The sequence below is a fragment of the Nitrospirota bacterium genome (assembly GCA_030684575.1).
Taxonomy (GTDB): Bacteria; Nitrospirota; Nitrospiria; order Nitrospirales; family Nitrospiraceae; genus Palsa-1315.
Genome location: JAUXVD010000003.1, coordinates 353303 through 378073 on the forward strand (window position 1 = coordinate 353303; position 24771 = coordinate 378073).

Annotated in this window: 23 protein-coding genes and 1 pseudogene; 15 read left to right on the top strand and 9 right to left on the bottom strand. The window is 56.9% G+C overall.

The window, feature by feature from the left end; translation table 11 throughout:
• Nucleotides 1-3 precede the first annotated feature (3 nt).
• The 5 genes from Q8N00_01925 to Q8N00_01945 all read left to right on the top strand — a co-directional run bounded on the left by Q8N00_01925 (nt 4) and on the right by Q8N00_01945 (nt 6901).
• Nucleotides 4-1236, top strand: coding sequence for a hypothetical protein (locus tag Q8N00_01925; protein ID MDP2381542.1), 1233 nt, complete (start codon nt 4-6; stop codon nt 1234-1236).
• Complete coding sequence (locus tag Q8N00_01930; GenBank protein MDP2381543.1) at nt 1218-3008, top strand: Wzz/FepE/Etk N-terminal domain-containing protein; 1791 nt, start codon at nt 1218-1220, stop codon at nt 3006-3008. Before Q8N00_01925 ends, Q8N00_01930 begins: the two co-directional genes overlap by 19 nt.
• 23 nt (nt 3009-3031) lie before the next feature.
• Entirely contained in the window at nt 3032-3868 is an 837-nt protein-coding gene (locus Q8N00_01935; GenBank protein MDP2381544.1) for a CpsD/CapB family tyrosine-protein kinase, read from the top strand.
• Nucleotides 3869-3875: 7 nt separating this feature from the next.
• Entirely contained in the window at nt 3876-5276 is a 1401-nt protein-coding gene (locus Q8N00_01940; GenBank protein ID MDP2381545.1) for an AAA family ATPase, read from the top strand.
• Between the two features lie 191 nt (nt 5277-5467).
• Nucleotides 5468-6901 (top strand): porin, encoded by a 1434-nt coding sequence (locus Q8N00_01945; protein ID MDP2381546.1) that lies wholly within the window; start codon nt 5468-5470, stop codon nt 6899-6901.
• A 106-nt stretch (nt 6902-7007) separates the two neighbouring features.
• Here Q8N00_01945 and Q8N00_01950 read toward each other — a convergent pair whose 3' ends face one another.
• Both Q8N00_01950 and Q8N00_01955 read right to left on the bottom strand, forming a co-directional pair.
• Nucleotides 7008-7733 carry a hypothetical protein gene (locus tag Q8N00_01950; protein ID MDP2381547.1) on the bottom strand — a complete coding sequence of 242 codons (726 nt, stop codon included), beginning with the start codon at nt 7731-7733 and terminating at the stop codon, nt 7008-7010.
• Between the two features lie 147 nt (nt 7734-7880).
• Nucleotides 7881-8930: a PstS family phosphate ABC transporter substrate-binding protein gene (locus Q8N00_01955; protein ID MDP2381548.1), complete on the bottom strand. Its 1050-nt coding sequence runs from the start codon at nt 8928-8930 to the stop codon at nt 7881-7883.
• A gap of 248 nt (nt 8931-9178) precedes the next feature.
• Here Q8N00_01955 and Q8N00_01960 point away from each other — a divergent pair, with 248 nt between their 5' ends.
• Entirely contained in the window at nt 9179-9865 is a 687-nt protein-coding gene (locus tag Q8N00_01960) for a response regulator transcription factor (protein ID MDP2381549.1), read from the top strand.
• A gap of 185 nt (nt 9866-10050) precedes the next feature.
• Here Q8N00_01960 and Q8N00_01965 read toward each other — a convergent pair whose 3' ends face one another.
• The gene (locus Q8N00_01965) at nt 10051-10434 is read right to left on the bottom strand and encodes a CBS domain-containing protein (protein ID MDP2381550.1); all 384 of its coding nucleotides are present in this window, start codon (nt 10432-10434) and stop codon (nt 10051-10053) included.
• Between the two features lie 174 nt (nt 10435-10608).
• On the opposite strand from Q8N00_01965, the gene Q8N00_01970 reads away from it, so the two are divergent.
• Nucleotides 10609-10797: a hypothetical protein gene (locus Q8N00_01970; GenBank protein MDP2381551.1), complete on the top strand. Its 189-nt coding sequence runs from the start codon at nt 10609-10611 to the stop codon at nt 10795-10797.
• A gap of 168 nt (nt 10798-10965) precedes the next feature.
• On the opposite strand, the gene ppk1 is transcribed toward Q8N00_01970, so the two are convergent.
• Nucleotides 10966-13053 (bottom strand): polyphosphate kinase 1, encoded by a 2088-nt coding sequence (ppk1, locus tag Q8N00_01975; GenBank protein MDP2381552.1) that lies wholly within the window; start codon nt 13051-13053, stop codon nt 10966-10968.
• 307 nt (nt 13054-13360) lie between these two features.
• On the opposite strand from ppk1, the gene Q8N00_01980 reads away from it, so the two are divergent.
• The 3 genes from Q8N00_01980 to Q8N00_01990 all read left to right on the top strand — a co-directional run bounded on the left by Q8N00_01980 (nt 13361) and on the right by Q8N00_01990 (nt 17083).
• Nucleotides 13361-14065, top strand: a complete 705-nt coding sequence (locus Q8N00_01980; protein MDP2381553.1) for a hypothetical protein — start codon at nt 13361-13363, stop codon at nt 14063-14065.
• Nucleotides 14066-15522: 1457 nt separating this feature from the next.
• Nucleotides 15523-15975 (top strand): methylglyoxal synthase, encoded by a 453-nt coding sequence (locus Q8N00_01985; GenBank protein ID MDP2381554.1) that lies wholly within the window; start codon nt 15523-15525, stop codon nt 15973-15975.
• A gap of 157 nt (nt 15976-16132) precedes the next feature.
• The gene (locus Q8N00_01990) at nt 16133-17083 is read left to right on the top strand and encodes a hypothetical protein (GenBank protein ID MDP2381555.1); all 951 of its coding nucleotides are present in this window, start codon (nt 16133-16135) and stop codon (nt 17081-17083) included.
• Nucleotides 17084-17210: 127 nt separating this feature from the next.
• On the opposite strand, the gene Q8N00_01995 is transcribed toward Q8N00_01990, so the two are convergent.
• Complete coding sequence (locus Q8N00_01995) at nt 17211-17693, bottom strand: hypothetical protein (GenBank protein MDP2381556.1); 483 nt, start codon at nt 17691-17693, stop codon at nt 17211-17213.
• 478 nt (nt 17694-18171) lie between these two features.
• Between Q8N00_01995 and Q8N00_02000 the strand changes: the two genes are divergently transcribed.
• Together Q8N00_02000 and Q8N00_02005 are read left to right on the top strand one after the other, a co-directional pair.
• A complete protein-coding gene (locus Q8N00_02000) occupies nt 18172-19701 on the top strand; it encodes a DUF839 domain-containing protein (protein MDP2381557.1) in 1530 nt (509 codons plus the stop codon).
• Nucleotides 19702-19782: 81 nt separating this feature from the next.
• Complete coding sequence (locus tag Q8N00_02005) at nt 19783-20124, top strand: hypothetical protein (GenBank protein MDP2381558.1); 342 nt, start codon at nt 19783-19785, stop codon at nt 20122-20124.
• 277 nt (nt 20125-20401) lie between these two features.
• Here Q8N00_02005 and Q8N00_02010 read toward each other — a convergent pair whose 3' ends face one another.
• A complete protein-coding gene (locus tag Q8N00_02010) occupies nt 20402-21340 on the bottom strand; it encodes a DUF3473 domain-containing protein (protein ID MDP2381559.1) in 939 nt (312 codons plus the stop codon).
• Nucleotides 21341-21482: 142 nt separating this feature from the next.
• On the bottom strand, nt 21483-21905 hold the full coding sequence (locus Q8N00_02015) for a TraR/DksA family transcriptional regulator (GenBank protein MDP2381560.1): 423 nt from the start codon (nt 21903-21905) through the stop codon (nt 21483-21485).
• 293 nt (nt 21906-22198) lie between these two features.
• Here Q8N00_02015 and Q8N00_02020 point away from each other — a divergent pair, with 293 nt between their 5' ends.
• Nucleotides 22199-22606: a hypothetical protein gene (locus Q8N00_02020; protein ID MDP2381561.1), complete on the top strand. Its 408-nt coding sequence runs from the start codon at nt 22199-22201 to the stop codon at nt 22604-22606.
• 11 nt (nt 22607-22617) lie between these two features.
• Here Q8N00_02020 and Q8N00_02025 read toward each other — a convergent pair whose 3' ends face one another.
• Nucleotides 22618-22923, bottom strand: coding sequence for a hypothetical protein (locus tag Q8N00_02025; GenBank protein MDP2381562.1), 306 nt, complete (start codon nt 22921-22923; stop codon nt 22618-22620).
• A gap of 16 nt (nt 22924-22939) precedes the next feature.
• On the bottom strand, nt 22940-23653 hold the full coding sequence (locus Q8N00_02030; GenBank protein ID MDP2381563.1) for a response regulator transcription factor: 714 nt from the start codon (nt 23651-23653) through the stop codon (nt 22940-22942).
• 120 nt (nt 23654-23773) lie between these two features.
• Between Q8N00_02030 and Q8N00_02035 the strand changes: the two genes are divergently transcribed.
• Nucleotides 23774-24295: a hypothetical protein gene (locus tag Q8N00_02035; protein MDP2381564.1), complete on the top strand. Its 522-nt coding sequence runs from the start codon at nt 23774-23776 to the stop codon at nt 24293-24295.
• Nucleotides 24295-24474 (top strand): annotated as a pseudogene (locus Q8N00_02040) (proton-translocating transhydrogenase family protein). The gene Q8N00_02035 and the pseudogene Q8N00_02040 overlap by 1 nt, the downstream one beginning before the upstream one ends.
• Nucleotides 24475-24771 lie beyond the last annotated feature (297 nt).

A 24771-nucleotide genomic window follows, 5' to 3' on the forward strand; every position in this document is an offset into this window, starting at 1 on the left:
CGAATGGAACCACCGAATGTCGGATTCAATCGTTCGTCCCTGGGAACCCGACTGCGGGTACGCCTGTTCGCGTGCCTGTGTGTTGCGATGCTGACGGCAGCCGGTGTGCAAGGCGAAGCAGGCGCAGCAGAGTGGTCGGCGGAGCCGTCGTTGAGTGTGAAAGGCGAGTACAACAGTAATTTATTGTTGTTCAACGGCAACAATGAAGTGTGGGGCCACTGGGTCAGTCCCGCCTTGAAATTCAAGGGCTCCACCGAATCCTTGGAGGTGGAAGGGAACGTGAAGAGCGACTTCGTTCAATACTACGGTCAAGAGGACAGAGGCCTGACGAATCTATATTTTCCGTTACGGTCGTCCTATCGCTCGGATCGCCATACAGTAGGATTCGAGGGAGGTTTCACCAGGGACAACACGTTGATGACTGAATTGAAACAGACCGGACTCGTCTTGGGTTTCACCCAACGAAGTCTGTGGACGGCCATGCCCAGTTGGAAGGTTGGCATCACCGAGCGGCTGTCCTGGCAAAGCAGTTATCAATTCATGGATGCGCAGTACGAAAACGGACGTCGTTTAGGCCTCGTGGATTATCAAGTTCACGGGGGGACGACGGGGCCGACCTATAACCTCGGTCTGTTGGATCAAGTCCAACTCACCGGCGAATACACGTTGGTTCGCACGCCCTTCATCAAACAAGACTCGACGTATTACGGCCTGCAAGGCGGATGGACCCATGATTTCGGCCACGAGGTCACCGGCTCTCTATCTGGAGGCATCCGGTTCGTACGCTCGACGCAGGAGATCCCGGGAGGAGCCGTGACCGATCGTGAAACCGTGTGGGTCTATAAGGGGACTCTCCGAAAACAGTTTGAGCGCACGACGATGCAAATGGACGTTAGCCGCGAGATCAATCCCAGCGGGTTCGGCCGATTGCTGCAGAGCGATCACGTGGGCGGATCGCTGTCGCACAACGTGACCGAAACCCTGAGCGCTTCATTGAACGGAGGCCTGTATTTTGTGTCCGGGGTCGAGACCAATGCCTCGAGCGGCTCCGTGTCTCAGTCGAGGTTTTCCTCTATCAGCCCGAGCCTGTCGTGGAAGTTCAGCCCCTGGTGGACGCTGGATCTCTCGTACACCTATGCCGAGCGTGCCGTCGGCAGTCTCAACCAATGGAATTTTGCCAATTCCACATTCGTCATGGTGACGTACGGAGGGCAGAAATGGTCGGTGTCCCAATGAACAGCGGACGTGCGCCACAGACTCCACGAGCCGTGGCGGCTCCCACAAAAGATCTCTACGACTATCTGGCCCTGCTGCGACGTCGCAAGACCTTGATCCTCATGGTCGCCGCAGCGCTCTTGGCGGCCAGCGCCGCGCTGGCGTTTCTGCTGCCGGCGGTGTATCGGTCGACCGCGACGATTCTCATTGAAGAGCAGGAAATCCCGCCCGATCTCGTCCGGTCGGCCATCGCGACCTACGCCGATCAGCGCATCGAGACGATCAAGCAGCAAGTCTTGAGCCGTTCGACCTTGTGGCACATCGTCGAGCAATACGGCCTCTACAAGGATCTTCGGAAGCGAAACCCGACGGAAGAAGTTCTCGCTCGCTTCGTGAAGGATATCCAGATCGACGTGATGAACGTGAAGGTGATCGATAAGCGCACACAGAATCCTACCCAGGCGACGATTGCTTTTACACTGTTGTACGATGGCGAGAGCCCTGAGCTGGCACAGAAAGTGGCGAATGAGCTGACCAGCTTATTCCTGGGGGAAAATCTCAAGACCCGCGAGCGGCATGCGCAGGAAACCACCGCGTTCTTGAAACGCGAAGCCGAGAGTCTCTCGCATCATATCCAGGATCTGGAAGGCAAGCTGGCGGAGGTGAAGCAGCGAGCCGCCGGGGCGCTTCCCGAACTGGTGCAACTGAATATGCAGCTCCTGAGTTCGACCCAACGGGAAGTGATCGAGTCCGACCGGGATATCAGAAGTTTGAAAGAACGGAAAACCTACCTGGAAGGAGAGTTGGCCTCGCTGAAGCCGCATACACCCCTCATTAATGCGAGTGGCGACCGGATGCTGGACACGAGCGAGCGCTTGAAAGCGCTGAGAGCGCAATATGCCAGCGCCTCGGCCTACCTCGAACCAGAGCATCCCGACCTCATCAAGATGAAACAGGAGCTGTCGTCGCTTGAGAAAGAGCCTGGCGCGACGGACGGGCGTGAGGAGCTGTCGAAGCGTCTGACGGCGGAGCAGGCGTCGCTCGCGGCACTGCGCGAGCGGATGGAAGCTTCGCACCCCGATGTGGTGAAAACGCAGAATGTCGTCGCCTCACTCGAACGAGAGCTGCAGGCCGTCTTAGCCATGCCGCCCAAGCCACTCACCGTGAAGCCGGAGAATCCAGCCTATATCAATATTCAGTCGCAGTTGGCATCGACGACGGCGTCACTGCAATCTCTGGAAAAAGCACGGGTAGATCTGAAACGGCGATTGGAGGAGTATGCCAAGCGAGTGGAGACGACACCGACGATCGAGCCCGAATATCTCGATCTACTGCGTGATCGTGAAAACTCCGTGCGCAAATACCAGGAGATCACTTCTCGCTTAATGGAAGCGCAGGTCTCAGGTGAATTGGAAGTGCAGCGGAAGGGCGAGAGATTCTCATTGATCAATCCGCCAGAGCTGCCGGAAAAACCGGACCGGCCCAACCGTCTGGCGATTCTGCTGCTGGGTGCGTTTCTCGCCATCGCCGGAGGAGTGGGAACCGGTGTCGTTGCGGACAATGTGGATCGCACGATCTATACGTCCGACCAGCTTGGCCGCGCGATGGGGATGGCTCCGTTGGGCGTGATTCCCTATCTGCCGTCGGAGGACGAAGTCGTGCAGCTCGGACGCCGTCGAGCAGTTGTCGGCCTTGCCGGACTTGGTGTGGTGGTGGTTGGCGCAGTCGTCCTCCATCTGACATGGATGCCTCTGGATGTGTTGTGGTACACGATCATGAGAAAACTCGGCTGAGCGAGAGAGAAGGGGAGCGTCCGATGGAGTATTTGCAACAGGGGTTGGAACGGTTCAAACAAGAGCACGGATCGGAGGTGCCGCCTCAGAGGCGGCAAGCCGGCGCGCCTCGACCGGTGCCCCCGCCCATCGTCTATACTTCGACGAAAACCGTTGAACTCACTGATGAGACGATGCGGACCCAGCGCTTGATCTCCGGGTTCGAAGGGGGCGGCTTTGTCGACGCGTTTAAAATGCTTCGAACTCAGGTCGTGAAACAATGCCGTCAGAACGGGTGGAATGTATTGGGAGTGACGAGTCCTATTCCACACGAAGGGAAAACGCTTACCGCCGTCAATCTGTCACTGGCCTTGGCGATGGATTTAGCTCATACGGTTTTGCTCGTCGATGCCGACATGCATCGGCCAGCCGTTCACCAGGCATTTGGGATGGAGAGTTGTCCCGGCTTGACCGAGCATCTCTTCGATGAGGTGCCGCTCGAACAATTGTTGATTCACCCAGGGATCGGCCGATTTGTGTTCCTCCCCGGTGGACGCGTGATCGCGAATTCCGCAGAGGCCCTTGCCTCGCCCAAGATGGCGGTCTTGGTGGAGGAACTGAAGCACCGGTATCCCGCAAGGCTTCTGGTGTTCGACTTGCCGCCTCTGTTGTCGCGTGCCGATGTCCTGGGGTTTGTTCCACACATCGATGCGCTGCTCCTGGTCGTCGAAGAGGGCCGGACAGCCTCGACAGATGTGAAGCGGGCCATGGGGCTGCTCAAGGGAAGCGTGCCGGTTCTTGGCGGCATCTTGAATAAATCCTGTCGAGGGGCACTCACGCAGCGTCGGGCAAACGAGCTTCTCATGACCAGTTCAAGGTAACGGACAGATGTACGAAGCCTATTATCGATTGCAGCTCAAACCGTTCACGCTGCTGCCGGACCCCGGGTTTCTCTTCCTGGGAGCTAAGCACAAGATGGCGCTGAGCCTGCTGGAATATGGGCTGGTCAACGGTTCTGCCTTTATCGTGATCACCGGTCATCCGGGCACAGGAAAAACCACGCTCCTGAACCGCTTGTTGGAACAATCGCGCCATCAATGGACGATCGGCCTCTTGGCGAATACGCATGAGGGGCTGGGAGGGCTCATGCCGTGGATTACGGCGTCCTTCGGCCTGGACACCAAGGGCAAGAGCGAAGTGGAGCTCTATCATGAGTTCGGAAAGTTTCTGGAAGGGGAGCAGGCTGCCGGACGACGCGTGCTTCTGGTCCTCGACGAGGCGCAGAACGTCGGGTCGGTGATGCTGGAAGAACTGCGTTTGCTCTCGAATCTGAACGATGGGCGGCGGCGTTCGTTGCAGATTCTGCTGTCGGGACAACCCGCGCTTCGAGATCTCCTGGAGGGGCCTGGGATGGAACAGTTCGCCCAGCGCATCGCCGTGGAATATGCGCTCGAGCCGCTGGCCGAGGAGGAAGTCATCGCGTATATTGCCCATCGAGTTCACGTAGCCGGTGGACGGAGACCGTTGTTTTCCAGACTTGCCTGTCTGAAAGTCTTTGCGTTGACCGGCGGGGTTCCACGGCTCATCAATCAGCTCTGTGATCATGCCTTAGTGTATGGGTATGCCGCACAGGCCGAGACGATCACAGCACAGGTCATTCTCGATGCCGCGCGTGTTCGTGACAAGAACGGGTTTTTGCCGTTTCGGGCAGATCCCGATGCAATCGAGCCGAACCAGAGCGAGCTCGAGGCGGAAGCGGAGGAAATGGCCGCACAGACTTCAGCGCGGTCTGAGCCGAATGCGCCCCCGTCGATCACAATCCCGGCATCCTCGCCTGATCCCGCAGTTCTCTACGGAAAGGCCCTTTCATTAAAACAGGCGGGAGAGTTTTCTCAGGCCCTCACACTCTTGGACCGGCTGACTGACGATGGAGTATGGGGCATCAAAGCGCTCGGACAGAAGGGACTCTGCTTGAAGGCGATCGGTCGATACGAGGATGCGTTGACCGCTTTTCGCACGGCGCTTGACCGTCCGTCTGGATCGACGCAGGACCTGGTCTCGCTCCGGTACCTCTTTGCTCGGACGTTGGAATCCATGGGCCGGTCCCAAGAGGCCGTCGAATGCTATCGCACGATCAGCCGTGAGAGCCGGCAGTATCGCGATGTAGCCGTGCGGCTCGACCAGTTGGCCCCCTCTACTCCGTTCGATGACGATGCGATGGTTTCCCCACCAACATGGTTACAGTCGTTGGTCAGGAGCTGTAGCCAACTCCTTCGCAGCACCAGCTGACCGACCCCCTCGAAGCAATGACAGGTCTGAGTCAGGGCTCGTCATCGACCCCTGTGCACGATAGTGTGCCCGCCCTCCTCTTCTGCGGGAGTTAACCATTACCGGACTCTGTCGTAACCTGTTTGTAATCCACCGACCCTATCCTGCCCTCGTATGCTTGTGCTTGTACATCTCTGAGCGGCGGAGGGCGAATGAAACGTGGATGGCGTCGGGCGGTCTGTCTCTCGGGAGGCCTTGTCTTTTCGGTCCTGTGCTGGTGGTCCGACGGTCACGCAGGCAAGCTGGAGGATCTCTTGTTGGAAAACAAGCAGATCACGATCGATCAATGGATCAAGCTGAAGGCGGAAGAGGAAAAACTCCAGGTCAAGGAATTCGAAGAAAGTCGCGGTGTTGGCGACGTCCCGGTTCGCGAGCGTTGGTACGAGAAGATCAGCATTCGTGGCTATGCGCAGCTCCGGTATAACTATACGATCAATAACGATCTGTTGCGGAGCAACCAGGCCGATCGTTCGATCTCTGGTTACAACGAATTATTTCTTCGGCGCGGCCGGGTAATCGTGAGCGGGCAGCCGCATGAGCGGGTATTCATCTATGTCCAGCCGGAATTCGCGAGCCTGGTGGGCGGGACGGAACAGGCCGTCGCGCTCAGAGATATTTACTCCGACCTCTTTCTGAGCGAAAAGAAAGAATGGCGCATCCGGGCCGGCCTGTCGAAGGTTCCCTTTGGCTTCGAAAACATCCAGTCGAGTCAGAACCGGCTCGCGCTCGATCGAAACGATGCGCTGAACAGCGGGGTCCCGAATGAGCGGGACCTCGGGCTGTTTCTCTATTACGCACCGACGGCGGTACGCGAGCGGTTTCGAAGACTTGTGGACAGCGGACTGAAAGGATCCGGCGACTACGGAATGCTGGGCCTCGGCATCTACAACGGGCAGGGTGTGAATACGAGAGAACGCAATAAAGACAAACACACCGTCTTCCACTTTACCTACCCCTACGAGTTTCCAGACGGACAGATCGTCCAAGTCGGCATGGATGCCTACCGGGGCCAGTTCAATGTGCAGACCACTCCTGTTGTTCCGACAAATGTCAATGCGGCTCAGGGCCAGGCATTTTCACCAAGGGTGACGAATAGCGGAAACTATCTGGACGAACGGGTCGCCTGGCACGTCGTCCTGTTTCCACAGCCCTTCGGCTTTCAGGCGGAGTATATGATCGGCCGTGGGCCAGAGTTGAACCAGGCCAGGACCGAGGTGGTGCTCGGGACCGTGCGGGGCGGCTATATACAGGCGTACTATAACTATCAATGCGATTTCTATTGCCAGAACATCATTCCATTTCTTCGGGTGCAGGAGTACTTCGGAGGAAGAAAGGCCGAACTGAATTCTCCCAGGAATTCCGTGCGCGAATGGGAAGTGGGTCTCGAGTACCAGTTTAACCGTGCATTGGAATTGACTGTGAGTTATGCCTGGGCCCAGCGGACGTCAGATCAGGCCAACTTTGTACCCGCCGGCTCTCCGTCCGGCGCTTGTGCGGTGGCGGGCTCGCAACTCGGATGCGTTCAGTCTCCCTATCAACTGCAGAGCGGGAATCTTTTGCGCTTCCAGCTGCAGTGGAGCTTCTAAGCGGAAGCTCCTGGTCGTCATGGGGACAGACACGTGTATGGGTAGAGAGTGGTTCTTACTCTCTTGTGATCTCTGACTTGGGGCAGTCCGATACCAGGTGGTTTGGTCATTCGAGAGGTGAGGGGACGGCGGGGCCTGGCGACGGATACGATGCAGGCCTGCGCGGTGACAGCGCGCGATACAGTACAATCAACTCGCGATTGTCCCGATGGAACAATCTTGTAAGTCCGGTGACCGCCGTTTCCCGCCTGGCAGAAGGAGGGTCAAAGTCCAATCGTCCTCGTTGAGGTGCGAGCGATCGCATGGGGGTCAACCGATCGTCGGTCGTATCGGCCACGCCGATGTCAGCACTGTAGTGTGTGGGTGAGCGGTAGTTCGCCAGGACGATGTGCAGTTCATCTCCCTGGACGAAGAGTCCTCCGGAGGTTACTTCCCGGCTGGTGCCGGACAGGTACTTGGATTGATAGAAGGTGACGATTTCTTCCGCCGTCGCTTTGCCCAGTGCGATCGCCAGTACTGGTGCAAAGAACTGGACTTCGTGCTCCGTGAAGGCGGGATGGCGAGGGGGTAGGCTGGTATCGTCGTAGATCGGCAGTTTTGCCCAGGGCTCTTCGACGATGATCCCGCTCAGCACGGCTGCCAACTGTTCAGGAGTCAAGGACAGGGGGTGGGTATGTCCGTTCCCCTCGTTTACAGAATGGTCGATTTCCAGTCGGACGAACGCTGTCGGTGTTTCGAGGATCGTGATTGTCGTAAATTCGGTTGGAGCGCATCCGGAAAGGAGCGGCAGGCTCAAGGCAAGAAAGGTACAAGAAATAAGTCGAATGGTCATAGGGGGTAGTTTCTATTTTCCGACTATAGCAGGATGGTTACAAGGGCCACCAGCCCAGTAAGGCATAACGGTGAGCGATGAATGATGAACCGAAACACGATGGTCACTTCAGCCACACACCGCGGCGGCTAGTTCGGCTGAAGTGGGCTAGTCGCGAAGTTTGATCGGCTGTTCCCCGGCGGCGGTTCGGACTGGTGTCGACCACATCGCGATTAAACGAGTGAGTTCCATCGTCTGGAGAGCATAGTAGCCCTCGTCCACCACGATCTGCTGGCCTTGCTGACTGAGCGCGAATTTCACGTACTCCGCGAGTGAGCCTGGCAGTGCGACTTTCGGAGCCCGGTTGACGTAGAGGTACAGCTGGCGTCTCAGAGGGTAGGATCCATCCATCGCCGTTTCAAATGTGGGCGCCACATACCTCCCGCCCTGGACCGTCGCCAGGGGAACCGGACGGAGTCCTGAGGTTCGGTAGCCGATGCCGCTGAATCCGATGCCATATCGATCCTTCATCAATTCAACCACGACGGATGCCGAGCCGGCGCCTACCGTCATGGTCTTCTTGAAATCCGCCCCGTTTAAGACGTGCTCTCTGAAGAATGTTGCAGTGCCGGAATTACCATTCCGTCCGTAGATGTGGATAGGCGCCTCCACCCACCCCTCTTCCAACAACATGGCGTCGCCCCACGAATTGACAGGATATCTCAGTCCGCGTCGTCGTTCTATGGAGAAGATGGCATCAACTTGTGCGAGGGTCAATCCTTCGATCGGGTTGTCTTTGTGCACGAAGACTGCCAACGCATCGACGGCGACGGGTACCTCTGTGGGTTCGTATCCGAATTCACGCTTGAACTCGACGATCTCTTGAACGGTCATACGGCGCGATATGGCGGCGACCTGCGCTTTCCCTTCCATGAGCTGAGCCAGGCCTGTCTCGGAGCCCGCACTGGAGACTTTGATCGTCAATCCAGGATACAGCTGCCGCAGATCATTCGCCCAGGATTCCGTCAGGGGCTTCATGGAATCGGAGCCTGCGATGGCAATCGTTCCGCTAAAACTCCCGACAGGCTGGTAGGGGAGGATATTCGAATCGAGGCCAGGCTTTATCTGAGCCTGTGCAGGACAGGCCATGGCCAGGATGACGGAGAAAGGGAGAATGGTTCGCGAGAGCATGGCCTGAAAGTATTTCAATAGTTGCATGAGCCTTCCATAGGGTTGATCCAGCAAATACGAGAAGCGAGTCTTCTCTTCACTGAATGGATTGAATGTAATGGCCGAAGATTTCTTGAACATCAATAGATTGTTAACTCGGCGTTAACTCCGGAAAATCGCAATGGCGCAAGAATTGCCATACGTCCAGAAATTTACCGACAGTTAACACCACCCTAACGACCATTTTCCCTTGTCCGATCTATAGTCACCTCGTAATGTTGGCTACCCCACCATCTATGACCGTCGCGCGGAATACGATTCTGATCTTCATGGAGGCTGAGCCATTCGCTCGGTCGATCAAGAAGGCCTTCGACGCGAGCGGATATCAGAGTACGATCGTGACGACCGAGTCTGCTGCCTATGCGGCAGCCAGGACATCCCTGCCCTCGCTGATCATCATCGATCGTCTCCAGAGGACCCTTACCAATTTGCGCCAACTCCAGACTCTCGTTGCCGTACCTATTGTCGCGGTGCAAGAGGGGACAGCCCCTTGTACAGACGACGATTGTATCCAAGATTACGACCACGGCATCGATCTCGTCATCTGCAGCCAAAGTCCTCGTGAACTCGTCGCGCGTGTGCGGGCCATCTTGCGGAGGCGGGAGCCGCGGCATGAATCAAATTCCTACTACAGTGCGGGCGCCGTTCGCATGGATCTGGATCGTCACGAAGTAACTGTTACCGGCCGATTGGTCGAACTCACCCCGAAAGAGTTTCAGATCCTCCACCAGTTTCTTGAATCGCCCAGCCGGGCCTTCTCCCGTCAAGAAATGCTCAATCGGGTTTGGGGCGATGGATTTGCCCTGGAGGAACATGCTCTCGACGTCCACATCCATTCCCTCCGACAAAAGATCGAAGTGGATCCTGCCTGCCCCAAAATCATCGTCACCGTGCGTGGTATCGGCTACAAGCTGCGGGCCTGATCTGGTCCATCTGGTCTAGCCCGTCTATCTGGTTGTGTGTTGAACGACACCAACCGGATAAACTAAATCCACCAGAGAGACCCAATAAACCAATTAGACAAGCCTAGACAAAAGAGCTCCCGTCTCTGCCGCATTCCGTGCGGCAGAGACGAGGACTGGAGAACGTCGCAGAGGAGGGGCAAAACCTAGAATTCGTCGATGGAGACCGGTCGGAGTAAATCGCGAACGGAGAGGATTCCCACCACCGATCCATCCTTGGTCACACCGAGGTGCCGCGTCTGGTGTCTATTCATCAGGTCTGCCGCTTCGGTGAGAGGGCAGCGCTCTTCGATCCCGACAATCGGGCTGCTCATGATGTCTTCGACGGGAATAAAGTAGGGGCCGCGGTCAGAGCCGACGACCTTTCTGACGATGTCCGATTCGGTGACAATGCCGATGACGCGGCCTTCATGAGAGATCAGCACGCTGCCAACATTGCAGGCCTTCATCAGCTTGGCCGCCTCGATCACCGAGGTGCCCGTATCGACGGTCACGAGATCTTTCTTCATCAATTGTCCGACTGTGATCATCTGTTCCTCCATTCAATGTAATTGTATTTTATTAAGATGATACTACCTGGTCTGCATAGCGCCCCAGTTAGAGGTGTATTACCGGTGCGTAAATTTCAGTCCTGCCATGGAAACCAGGCACTGTGCCTGCCGTGCTGGCGATCGCTCTGTTCCTTTCAGCCATCTTGAGACTGGTTGGGTCTATTATTGCAGCGCGAGGCTCGACGACACCTGCAACTATTCTTCATGTTGGAATTGAGCTTCCATGGACAGCTTCATGTCATTGAGCAGGAAGAGCCAACTTATAAGCTGTGGACGCAGATTGCCAAGACCTACCTAGTCCTGGAAGACGATCTGCCGACGGATCAGGAGAAGCGATCGTAGGCGTATCAGGAGGGGCGAAGGCAGTGCAACGCACACTAACACTTGGGAGCACAAGTTCAAGCCAGAAGCGGAACGGTTGTTGCGGAGTATCCTCAAGAGTGGACCTTCGGTGCCGTAATTCAGGCCAGCCATCCCCCCTCCTCTAGGCAGGCGGCAACGTGCGACCGATCAGAGCCCATCCTGGTTCCAGGTTCCAGCCTGTTCGAGCATACGCTGTTGTGTGTCCAGCGGGGGCTCACCAAGCTGGGGAAGCACTCGTTCATACATGCCTTTCTCGTCCATTCGGCGCAGCTGTGCCGTGTCGCGCAGATGGGCGAATAGAATATCATCGCGAATGGCCCGGCGAAGGTGCGGGGCATTGACGGGGAACAGCACTTCTACCCGACCGTCCAGGTTTCTCGGCATCAGGTCGGCGCTGCCTAGCCATAACTCCTCCTCATGGCCCGCTCGAAAGAAGAAGATGCGGCTGTGTTCGAGAAAGCGGCCGACGATCGAGGTGACGGTAATCCGTTCGCTCACGCCGCTGACTCCTGGCCGCAGGCTGCAGACACCCCGCACTTGCAAATCGACCGTCACTCCGGCTTGCGAGGCACGGTAGAGTGCCTGAATACAGGCCGGATCTGTGAGAGCATTGAGCTTGAAGGCGATATAGCCCGTTCCGCTGTCGCGATGGAAGGCGATCACCCGCTCGATTCGATCGAGTATCCTGGTACGCATTTCCTCCGGGGCAACAAGGAGACAGCGGTAATGGCTCTGTCCGGCATAGCCGGTTAACGAATTGAAGAGCATCGCCACATCGGAGGAGATCGCAGGGTTGCTGGTGAAGAGCGCCATGTCTGTATAGACCCTGGCCGTGGCGGGATTGTAGTTTCCCGTACTCAGGTGGACGTAGCGGGCAAGTCGGTCTCCTTCGCGCCGCACGACCAGACACATCTTGGCGTGCGTCTTGAGTCCGACGAGCCCATACACTACGTGGACTCCGGCCCGTTCGAGCTCCTTGGCCCAGAGAATGTTGTGCTCTTCGTCGAACCGCGCCTTGAGTTCGACCAGCGTGGCGACTTCCTTGCCGTTGGCCCGCGCCTCCATGAGGGCTTCGACCACGGGAGAATCGGGACCGACGCGATACAACGTTTGCTTGATGGCCAAGACCTCGGGATCTCTCGCGGCTGCGCGCAGGAAATCCACGACCGGCAGGAAGCTGTCGTAGGGATGATAGAGCAGGATATCGCGTTGACGTATCGCCGAGAACATGTCGGATTGGGTTAGGATCGGGGAGATCTTCTGCGGCATCGGCGGATCTTTTAGATCGGGCCGGTCGAGCTTAGTCAGCTCGATCAGATCGGATAGGCCGAGCGGGCCGGAGACAGCGTTGAGCTGGTTGGCCGAGAGACGGAGGTTCTGTGCGAGGATTTCGCGGATTCGCTCCGGCATCTGGGCGCTGACTTCCAGCCGTACGGCCGATCCGAAGTGGCGTTGCCGCAGGCTTTCTTGAATCGCCAGTAGGAGATCGGCGGCTTCGTCGATTTCAAGGTCAGGATCTGCGTCGCGAGTAACGCGGAATGGATAGGCCTCCGCCACCTCGCACCCGGGAAATAAGAGATCCAGGTTCGCGGCGATGACCTCTTCGATCCACACGAAGGTGCAGGGGACTTGGTTGGTGCCTTCTTGGTTGAAACACTGTTCGTACGGCATCCGGAGGAGGCGTGGAAACAGGCGCGGTACCTTCAGGCGTGCAAACCGCTCCCCGTGATCTACCTGTGTCACGACGATTGCGAGGTTCATACACAAATTGGAGATGTGGGGAAACGGATGAGCGGCGTCGAAAGCCAGCGGGGTGAGTGTCGGGAGGATCGTTTCTTGAAAATACTCGCGTAGGCGCCGCGCGTCGGAGGCCGGAATCTCCGCATAGGACAGCACCTGAATTCCGGCTTCTCGCAGGGCTAGCTGAAGGTCCTGCTCCCAACAATCCATCTGTTGTGCCAGCAGCGTCGCGAGGGCTTCTTGAATGGCCCGAACCTGCTCCTCTGGCGTGTGGCCGTCCGGCGGAGCCTCGACCGAGCCGGTTTGCATTTGCCAATACAAGCCAGACATGCGGATCATAAAGAACTCATCCAGGTTACTGCTAAAAATGGACAGGAACTTGAGCCGTTCGAGGAGGGGATGGCGGCAATCCAACGCTTCGCCGAGTACCCGTTCGTCGAAGCGAACCCAGCTCAGTTCGCGGTTGATATACAGGGAGGGATCTGTCAAATCCATTGCTCGTCGACCTCTCCTCACGAGGACTCGCATGGCAGTTTGCCGTCCAGTGGCCAGCTGGCCACTAGCATAGTCAGGTCTCGTCCATAGGCTCAAGGGCCTGAGGTTAACTTCGTGTAAACTTACCTACCAAGAATCAGGCCACTCCCCACGACATCCGTTAACAGAATCCTAACTGGTATCGTATCGCCTTCCTCAGTATCTTCACCCCACTGAGGTGTGCTTATTTCATGATGGGAGGTGGTGGTTATGAAGTGGACGACTTGTGCCTGGACCTTCGCAGTCTGTCTGTGGGCCATCCTAACTCATGCCGCCGTTCTCGATCCCTGGCCTTCACGCGCTGGGGACGCTGAACGCGTCTGATGCCATCTCCACCAACACCGACACGTTGCAACTTACGGGTGGAACGTCCTACACCGGCGTGCTTGATCCGGTTTCCGGTGCAAGCAACTTCGCGTTCGATGACATTACCGGCACGAGCCTGTCGATCTTCGCAACCCGCACCTTGGGCTTGCTCTCAAGAGGAAATATCGCATTCACCGGAACGATCGACCTGCTCGGAAGTGGCGGATTGGACATGGTGGGGTCAGATTCCATGACACTGGCTAACGTAAATGCGCTGGGCGATGGACAGACTGTGTCGCTTACGGCCAATCAGATCAATCTTGGCGGAACAGTGAATTCCGGCAGCCGGGCTCTTAGCGTCAGCGCAGTGGAACCGATTAACCTGTCCGGAGACATCGGGAGCGGAGTCATTAGCCTGTCAGGCAGGGAAGGTTTGGTCCTTTCAACAGGAGCAGGAGCGACTAAGGGAACGGTAGTCTTGGGCTCGGGGCTGGTCACTCTGACCGGCGGGAGCACCTCGGGGCAGATCGTCATTTCCTCCACCACGGGCCAGATTGTGGGCTCTCCGGGTGTGACCGTCGTTGCCCCAGTTCCGGTACCTGCGGCATCTCTCTTATTCGCCACCGGGATTGCGGTGCTTGGGGTCGTGAAGCGGCAAAGAAGTTAGTCTCAAGGCTCTCATCTCAGCCATACGTGAAGGTAGTACCTGCTAGTTCCTGACATGCACGTATGACGCGCCCCATTCAATGCAGGCTTGCACTCCAATACTTCGTTGTGTACGGACGCGTTGTCATTTGGTGCAGTGCATTCCAAATGAGAATGTTTTGTTTTCATAGAAGGGTCAGAAGTAGAGGGGCAGGGGTTAGAATAAATCGAACTGAATGGGGCTGGCTGGTGGGCTTTCTCCGGCGGCATTGTAGGCCGTCACTGTAAGATCGTATCGCTCACCGATCGGCAGGTCTATTGTAAGCCGGGGCTCGGAGCCTGCATCGATTGTCTGCCGGACCGAGGTGGACAGGGCGGTGATGTACGCTCTGTATCCAGCCGCATTGCCAGATGAGGAAGGGCTCCACATGAACGTTACGGTTCTTGTCGGGGACCTGTTTCCCAATCCAAACGGTTGAGCTGCAGGTCCATTCACCGGCGTATCGCGCTGAGATCCTCCTCCGATTGTTTCATTAGAAGCTGGAGCCTTATCTGCTGGAACTGGCACATTCACCGGATCGACCGTATCCCCAGATGTCGAAGGCGTGAGCGGGCTGTCGTTTTCCCCGATCGGTTGTTGTGGCGTCTGTGATACGGAAGGATGTGAAAGGATCGTCCCTTGTGAGCCCGTGGCAGGATCTTGAAAGTCGCCACAGGAGGCTAGCAGCAGACATGAGCAGCTGATCCAGAGCAATGTCGATATCGATGAGCGTCGGTGCATCAATCGTACTGAAAGACTGGAGGATGGTGCGGAAAGGTCATACGCATCGTGTATCGGCAGAATAGACGACCAACGATTACAGGTTTCTCGGAGTTCCTGTAACCGAACTGTTAAATATCCTGTACTGGTCCAGGCAACGACAACGGCGATAGGCCTGCCTTCGGTATCGATCGTTTACACGACCTTGAGCCCGCTGAAATCCATTGGTGACACCGTATGGATAGTCTCAGAGAATCAGACCGTGAGGTGTGCTGAATCCTGTTCCGGATTCCACCGGCTATGCCATAAACCGACAGCAGACAATGTCAGGGCGAACGGGCGTTGAATAAAAGGGGAGGTAAGTCCACATGTTTACCGAAGTGCGGGGAGCCTTCTTCTTGTTCGTCTCTCTCGTCTTTTTCCTGATGATTGTCAGCCTGCTTGGGTTGGGAGCCGTGATGAGACCAGTCCGGTGGAGTGAGCGACAGAAGCCAGCAAGTTGAGCGTGCTCGCGACAACGTGTGCCCTCAGTTCTCTGTGTCGAGCCGCCTCGTCCTCCTTCCCCAACGGTACGTGCGTCTCTCGCAAGTCATTGACGCCCCAGGCCATTCGGATCGCGAAATACAATCGTAACAGTGGTTTGCCATACTTTCTGAAGAATCAATGAGACGGAATGTGAGCGAGCGGAGAAGGAGGTGCCCGTGAAAGACAACATTGTGATGATGGCCGAGCAGAAGACGATTGCTATCGTGGCGCATGACAATAAGAAGCAGGATCTGCTGGCCTGGGCCACGTTCAATCGTGAGGCGCTCGCGGGCCATCACCTCATTGCGACCGGGACGACCGGAAAACTGCTCGCGACGGAACTGGGCCTGCCGGTGATTCGGCTCCAAAGCGGACCGTTGGGAGGGGATCAGCAGATCGGAGCCAAGATCAGTGAAGGCGAGATCGACGTCTTGATCTTTTTCTGGGACCCGCTGGAACCGCACCCGCATGACCCTGACGTGAAAGCGCTGTTGCGGATTGCCGTGGTGTGGAATATTCCCATCGCCTGCAACCGGGCGTCGGCGGACTTTCTGATCTCATCTTCTCTCATGCCGCAAGAATATCAGCGCCTCGTCCCGGACTATGACGGTCATCGCAATCGGCCTGTCCATCTGGATGCGGCGTAGCCTAACAACAGAATGTTCAGTATTTACCGCATGCTAGCCGTGAATTTACCTCCCTGTAACGTGGGTCGGCGAAGCTTATAGCAGGCGCCACGAACGACAAGAGTCATTGGCGACACCGGTCGGCTGGTTGCCCGGTTTTCTCAATTGAAAGGACGGCATGTACAAAGGAAAGTTGTCGACGTTGCAGGAATTTATGAGCGAGGTCAGCGCCCTGGCGTTTCATGCTGTGATTGTGGCGCTTAGCGCTGGGATTGCCTGGTCGCTGCCGAGCATTGCCCGGCAATTTCTTATATTCTGGTCGCGTGTCGAACAGGAGAAAGTTCTGCTGCTGACCATTGAGGTGGGCGTGGCGCTGGTGCTCATCGTGATTTCCAATTACCTGTGGCGCGCGCATCAAGACCGCCGGCAGGCCGTGATGGCAAGGGGCGCGGGACTGGTCTCATTTTTTCCGTTGCACGATCCTGGGGCTGGCAAAACCATCCGTGACCTGAAACAGCAGCAAAGCTTGGGTCGCACAGTCCTCGCTATCGGGGTGACCGGCCATGGCACGGTCGTGGGCGATAAGGCTGAGATGCACGTCTTGTTGGAAACCTGTCTCGAAGCGAAATTGATTCTCTTGAATCCCTTCTCGGAAGAAGCGGCCCGGCGAGCCCAATCGCTCTCGCATCCGGACATTTCTCCGAATCGATTCCGGCAGGAACTGCAAGAGACGATTGCCCTGATCAAGCGCTTTCGCGCCAGCGGAAAGGTCATCCGGTTGAAGCTCTACTCCGACCGACCGCATCTGAGAATGGTCATCCTCGGCGACTATCTCTGGCTCCAGCATTACCACACGGGGCTCGATGTCCGCTGGATGCCCGAATATGTCTTTCAGCACAACCTCGACCATCACGGGCTCTATACGCTCTTTTATCAGTACTTCACGAAACGATGGGAGAACCAGGAGATTCCCGAATACGATTTTCAGACGGACGAATTGGTCTATCGGGCGAGAAACGGCAGCGAGTTACGCAGAGAATCGTTCGGGCTCGGAGATTCAGCCGACTTGATGGCCACGGCAGCGGCGTTGGCTGAGCCAAGTCTGGCGGTAGCTCAAGCCGGAATCTAATGCGCGGGCTATGAATTCGCGCCTGGCATCGGTGAGACGTGAATCGCCACATGTGAGGGGTTGCTGAATCGATCCCTCGGCAGTCCTACGCTACGGTCCATGTTTCACCGTTCACGTCTTATCTTCGTCAGTGCCCGCCCATCGGGAAGAACGACACGGCGATCGAGATGGTGATCAGCACGATGATGATCCACTCGAGCACTTCCATGCGGCGGGTGGTCGCCCGGTCCGACATCTTCCCGTAGATGCTTTCCAACGCCTCCAGCTTGCGCAGAATGCTCGCATCCCAGGCTTCCAAGTGGAACCGTTGGGGCGCGAGGCGGTAGACGCGAGCCAGGTACTGGTCGCCTAAGAGCTTCAAGGTATTCGTCACCCGCTCGAAGAGGAGCGCGCCATCGACTTGCAGTTGCGCGATATGCGTGGTGTCCTTGTCGTGCGAACCGGGGGGGGGAGCAGGCGAGGCTTTCGCGCGAGCGCGGCGTACCCTTCGTTCAGCGCTGTGTGATTGAGATCGTGGGTGAAGGTGCAGACATTGGAGGTTCTTGTGCAGACGAAGTTCGTCGCATTCCGATGGGATATACTTGTGGTTCTCCCGGTATGGATCGAACAACTACCGCCATCGACACTGTTCCTGAAATCTGCTCTGCTCTGGTGTGTTCCGCGCTTGCCTCTTTCCTCGGCTCACCCCATCCCATAGTGCTTGACACGATGCCATCGTGTGCAACTGCATGATTTCTTAACATTACCGTTACGAGTTCTTTAGAACAAACTGATCGAGACGTAACGGTTTGCGGTGATACTGCTTACCGTGGGATTGCCGAGAGCTGGGAGGCAAGAAGGAGACTGCAGCTTCTTGATGCTGTGCGGTTCCCGGCAGAAAAAGGGCATCAGGACAGTATGTGATCCTGCATGTCTCTCAGTCTGCGACCGTCCGTAGCCGTTCATACATTTAATAGGAGGAGGGCGGAATGGCACAGTCGTTCGGGCAGAGTAGGCTCAGTCCATCACGAGTGGCAACAATCACAACCGCACGCTCGCTGCAGCTGGTTTGGTCCGGCGCGGTGAGGAAATGTGGGAAGGAGTCGATGATGGCAAAACTCAGAAAGCGAATGATGAAATGGGGGCTGTCGGCGGCCCAGGTCGGCCTGGCTGCGATCATCATGGTAGGGCCAGGGATATCGGCGCAAGCGAGCGAGTTCGATGGGTTTGACGGATTGGACTTCGGGACCCTTGTCCAGCGCGGCCTCGAACATTCTTCTTCTGTCTGGTTCGGAGTCGGGAGACCACTAAAAGATTCCGCGGCTCCGACAACTGGTGATTATCGGACACCGACTCAAAAGGCCTCTGACCAAGTGCTTCTCGCCGAGGGTCTGAAAGCCGAGTATGTGACTCGAACTGCCGCCAACAATGCGGATATGTTTGCGTTCTGGCCCTCCGACGAGAGTCCGACTCACCTCATATTTTGCATCGAAGGTGGTCGACAGGATCTCGGCACGTTTCTGCCAGGCGGTTTGATCAAGAAGTTCAATCCTGCTGTGCAACGTATCAAGCTGTCGGATGGTTCGGTGGAGACGATCCTCCGCGGTACGATTTCCTGTGACGGCATTCGCCGGACTCCGTGGCAGACGATTCTGGCGACCGAAGAAGCCAGCGACGGCGGAGCCTATGAGATTATCAACCCGATGAATGTGACGAACCATACCATCACCGATCGTACACTGGGTTCCATCGTCGATGAGAACGGATTACCCTCCACCTCGATTGTGAAGCGAATGGCATTACCGAAAATGGCATGGGAAGGGCTCGGCATCACGCCAGAAGGCGTTGTCTATGCCGGAGATGAATTGCGGCCTGGCACCCCTGCCAATGCCGACGGCGGCGCGATGTTCAAGTTCATTCCGGCCATCCCCAGGACGGCCAGCGGCCCCATCGGAACACTTTCCGAGTCCCCGCTGACTGCCGGTAACGTCTTCGCACTTCAGATTTCCTGCCAAACCACGACACAGCAATTCGGTCAAGGGTGCGAAATCGGCAACGGTGCCTGGATTAGCGTCAGCGCGGCAAATGCCAGGACCGATGCCAATACAGCTGGTGCAACTGGGTACTATCGTCCGGAAGATTTGGAGCGCGATCCCGACTTTGCCGGTCCCGGTACTCGATTTTGTTGGACCGATACCGGCCTCGAAGAGGGCGGCAACTATGGCGAAGTCATGTGCGCCGTTGACTCCGCGCCCCTCGTGGCCGATCCGGCACAGCGGACAGTGGTCGTGAACCGGTTTGTCGAAGGCAATCCCGATATGAACCAGCCGGACAATTTTGCGTTTCAACCGAAGACAGGCAATCACTATGTGATCGAGGATCACCCGAACGGGGACATCTTTGCCTGCCTGCCGGATGGCTCGGACCGAGACATCAAGACGGACGGTTGCGTGAAGATTCTGTCGGTGAAAGACACCTCTGCCGAGCCGACCGGCTTCAAGTTTTCAGGTGACGGTAGAACGGCGTACCTGTCGATTCAGCACAGCAACGACGGCTTGATGACGAAGTTCGACGATTATGCGACGGACGACATTATCAAGATCACCGGGTTTAAGATTCCGTTCCGGTTTCAACACTGAGACGCGGTCATCCACGCGTCTTCTATTTAGCCAACTAGACGTGCGCGCCGGAGCAATGGGCGCGCACGTCGGACCTACACTATGCACCTCTCTCCCGATCGATCTTTGGTCACACCCCTTTCCGACCCGGATCTCGCGCTGCGTCGTGAAGTCTTGGTGACGGGACTGTTCAAGTATGTGGCGGAGATTCAAGCGCTGGAGGACGGCTATGCATTCAAGTTTCGCCGCTCGGGATTGCTCAACAGGCGAATTGCGGATTACCTGCTATTCGAAGGCTTGCATGCGCCCCAACTGACGTTCGCATTGATTGAGGAATCGAACGAAGGCACGTTGTGGTTGCAGGTGCGAGGATCGGTGAGCGAGAAGGCGAAGGTCACAATGGGTTATGTGCCGAACCACCCACTTATGCCATCTCTGGCCTAGGTTCTGGTCCCATGGCTTTACCAATCCCTGGCTCGATGAGGTCGAGCCTAGGCGAGGGCCGGTTTACTCTTTTTCCACCGGTCGCTTCCGTAGATGGGCGTGCGGGCTCGGCTTGGGTGGGGAGGACGGCGGCGTTGGCGATTGAGGACGATCACGCGGTCGATGACATCCCCGCAGTGGAGGCAACGAAAAGCCGGAATCCTGGTTCCTCCCTCGCAGATGATCTCAGGCACTCTCAATCCGGCACAACGGGTACAGGGCATAGATCACTCTTTGGTTAGACGGTCGTGAGTAGCGGCGACTCCTCTTGGGAATCACATGGTTCTGAATTGAGGGCTGTGCGGACGGGCGCGCTCTGAACCTGGTCGCGAATCGCAAGTACGACCTTGCAGGCCGGTCCAAACTGAAAATCTGTGAGCAGCAGATCAAGCCGGCCGGCTGTCTTCTCCAGATTGAAGTAGTGACAGAATTCTGAAAAGACGGTGCCCCGCATGCGCGGTTGTGCGGCATCGATCTCCCAGGTCCGCATGGAGAGCACGATCGGTTCGTTGAGCGCTTCGATTCGAGAGAGGAGGGATTTCAATATCGGATACCTGAACGCTCTGAGATATCCGCCACTGCCTATCGCCTTGCGGAATCCTCCAAGGTTCATGGTGGAGGGTGGGATTTCCCAGAGACGGATGCCTTCCAACGTAAGCCTATGGATCCATGGGCTTGCTCCTGGTATCCCTGCCAGGTCATGGCGGATGGGAAGCACGCTGCTATCGTACAGAAATCCTTCTTCGGCCACGATCGGCAGAGCCCAGGGTGTGTGCGCGGTGATGCTCAGGCTTGGTGCGCGATATCCGACGACCTGGTGCCCGGTGACATCCTCCAGAATATCTTTGGCTCGACGAATATCCTCTCGAAAACGCTGCGGAGTTTGTGCGGCGACCAATTCATGCCCATACCCGAGACAGGCAATCTCGTGGCCGGCGGCCGAAACTGCGCGAATGATTGCGGGGTATTGTTCGGCCAACCACCCGAGCGAAAAGAACGTCGCTTTCGTTGAGCGGTGACCCAGCAACTCGAGGATTCGCTCGATGCTTACGTGGACCCGGCTCTGAGATGTTGCCCAGGAGCGCCTCCGCATAGGGGAGTCGAACCGAGACGCATGGAAATGCTCCTCGAGATCGAAGGTGAGAATATGGTGCGGTCGTTGGTCGATACCCTGCATCGAGGTCTCCTTCATGGCATTGCGGCCCGGGGCTTGTCCCTTCTCCTGGCGGGAAGGGACAAGCGCGGGGAGCCAGGTGCACGGCGAGGTAGCAGCTGGACTCCAAGGTGCGGGCGTGGCGGTGGTGGTGTTCGGCATCGGGTTAATTTCCGGCGGCTTCTTGTTTGACGAGGGAGAGACAGGGGACGCACAAGAGCGAATCCGGCTGCACCTTCAGCCTGGCCTCGGGGATCTTTTGAGCGCAGCGGGAACAGATGCCATATGAATGCGCATGCATAGACGTGAGCGCCTGCTCAATCCGTCGAAGCTTCTCGATCGCGAGAATATTCACGGACAAGGCGACATCGAGCTCATGCTCAGCCGCGGCCTGGTCGATAGGATCGGGGAAGAGTTCCGGTTCTGTCATGAACATATGGGAGATCATGGTTTCGCGTGTGAGCACCGCTCGAAGTCTATTGAGTTCTCGCAGAAGATCCGCGAAGTGTGTGCTGGTCCGCGGCTGGATCTTCAGGTGTTTCGTCTGAGCCATTTTTTGGGTGCGGTTTGAGGAACTTGTGTGTGGCATCGGCGTGACCTCCCTGTGGCGATACTTCTACTCTCCCCAAGACACGGGGCGATCAGCAACGGATCAAATCTGTGTAACGCGGGTCTGCTTTCTGTGGTGAGTGAGGAGAAAGGTGCCCGTGATCCTCGCAATTCGTGAAGAGCGAAGGTGTTCTTTGCGGATGACTGTCTCTGAGTGGAGGAAGTTAACGAACTTGTAACATGCCCTTGTGTTAGGCGTAATGGTGCAAGCCCAGAATGCTCAAGTTGAAGGATGACAGGCTTTCGATGTGCGTGTTTTCCGGAGTGACAGCCATGACCCTGGAGATTCGAGTGGGAACGACGAGGATGCGGACGTTCTGTCTGTTGGTGGTGGGTGCGCTGCTGTGCGTCACGGTGGGTTGCGTTCGCCCCCAGAAGTTCATCGACGTCACATGCGGACATATGCCTGGCGAGACGCTGCTCGATCGGGAAGCCGCAATCCAATGTCAACAATTCAAGCAGGACGAAGCAGCCACCGCGGCGTATAGCGAAGCCAGCTTGCTCCTCAAGTCTTACCGGGCCTGTTTGGAGAAGTACGAGCAGGCCCCAGCGCGTGCTCGCGAATATTGCGGCCAGTACGGAAAAGCGCTGCAAGACATCGGGCTGAAGATCAAAGAGCCCGTCGACAGTACCCCTCCGGCAAAAAATGCGAATGGGCCTCCGCCGAAAACCAAGTATTAATTCTTTCTTCCCTATGGATGGTTCGTCTGTTCCCCTCTGCGGCAAAACCGTGGCTCCCAGTGCGTCGACCGCCGATCTTCGTTAAAGTAGACGCGATATCCCACACAGCGAGAACTTCCTGACAGAAATTCATAGTCCCAAGCCTCTATTCCAGTCGGAAGCCGTTTGAGCCGTTGTGGATAGCCGAATCGGCGGATCATGTCGTCCTGACCGATCTGTCCGATGCTGGCTTCGAACTCTTCCACTCGGGGATGACTGCAAGACAGAAGGGACAACAGGAGACAGCAGGAAAGGAGCAGAGACAACGTCTTAGTCATGTGCAACGGTCGCCCGTTAGCGCTGCTTCTCAGTCGCGTGGTCCGACAGTTTGTACCCCAACGATTTGACCGAGATGATGGCGTCATCGAGCAGCGGGATTTTCATCTTCAGCCGGCGGACATGCACGTCCACGGTTCGCGTGGTCCCATAGTAGTCGTAGCCCCATATGGCATTCAGCAAGACATCCCGTGTCAGCACACGCCCAGGGTGCCGCAGCAGGTGTTCGAGCAGGCCAAACTCTTTGGCCGTGAGTGCGACCTCTTTGCCCTTCACGGTCACTTCGTGCCGGGAGAGTTCCATGACGAGCGGCCCGAAGCTAAAGGATGATTGCTTGGGATCGTCTGTCCGTTCGAGGCGACGAAAGAGCGCTTTGACCCTGGCGATCAATGCTTTGGGACTGAACGGTTTCGCCACATAGTCGTCGGCGCCGAGTTCGAGTCCGACAATGGTGTCCGACTCCTCGGCTTTGGCCGTCAGCATGATGATGGGAAGCAGAGCGGTGTCCGGCGCGTTGCGGACTTTCTTGCAGACTTCAAGGCCGTCCATTTCTGGCAGCATGAGGTCAAGAATCAGAAGGTCGGGATGCCCGGACTTAATGAGCATCAACGCTTCGGCGCCAGACTGCGCAATACTCGCGTGAAACCCTTCCTTCTCCAAGTAGTGTTTCACGAGTTGGGCGATGTCCGCCTCATCTTCGACGATCAGGACCTTCTTGGGAGCAAGAGGCATGGGGTCTCCATCTCTGCGGCATGATGGGCTGAGTCCTAAGGCAATCTGGCCATGCCGTAGGATAAACCTTCAATGTTACGGTTGTATTAACTCAGAATAGGTACGAGAGAGGGCAGAGAGGTGACAGTTGAGACAGGCGAGGTCGAGGAGACAAGCGGCTATGCCAAGACATTGGGTGAGGACATCTATCGGCGGCAGCGTGAACGGTTGACTCCTATCGTGGCCGCGAGCGATGTCGTCGTGACGACAGCGGCGGTTCCTGGCCAACGAGCGCCGATGCTCATCACGGCCGACATGGTGGCGCGAATGGCGCGGGGCTCGGTCATTGTGGATGTGGCGGCTGACCGCGGCGGCAACTGCGAACTCACCCGTCCAAATGAAGTGGTGGTGCATCATGGGGTGACCGTGCTGGGACCGACCAATCTGCCGAGCACGGTGCCGATGCACGCGAGCCAGATGTATGGAAGGAACCTTGCCAATGTCCTTCTCTGCCTGTGCAAAGACGGTTTCCTGCGCGTGGATGTGGCGGATGAGATCACGCGTGAGACGCTGGTAACGCGAGGTGGAGCAGTGGTCCATCCGAGGATCGGCGCATTGCTCAGTGCCACGCATAACGACGTTGCCGAAGAAAGGAACGCGTGATGGAGACCGCCGTGCTCGGGTTGACGATTTTCGTGCTGGCCCTCTTTGCGGGATTCGAAATCATCGCGAAAGTGCCGCCCACGCTCCATACGCCGCTCATGTCCGGCGCCAATGCGTTCTCAGGCATCACGCTGGTTGGGGCCTTGCTGGCTGCCGGGTCTGAACGGGACCTGCTCATGAGCGCGCTGGCTAAACGGGGCTGAAGATTATGCACTGGGAAGTTGAATCTGCGGAATTTAAAAACGGTTGGCCAACAAACTATCCTGTCCTTGCGACTGCGGGCGGCGTCTGGGTGTATGCATTTTGAACCGTCGCCTTCGAATCTTTCGACTGCTTGCTCAACGGAATTGGTATCGGAAGCTTCTTCTTGAATTTCTCAGAGAAAAGACAGATGTCGTGGACCCGTAGTCTGACCAGAGACGATGTGGCACTCTTCGCCGACAAGCGATGCGTCATCACCTGCAGTGGCATCAATG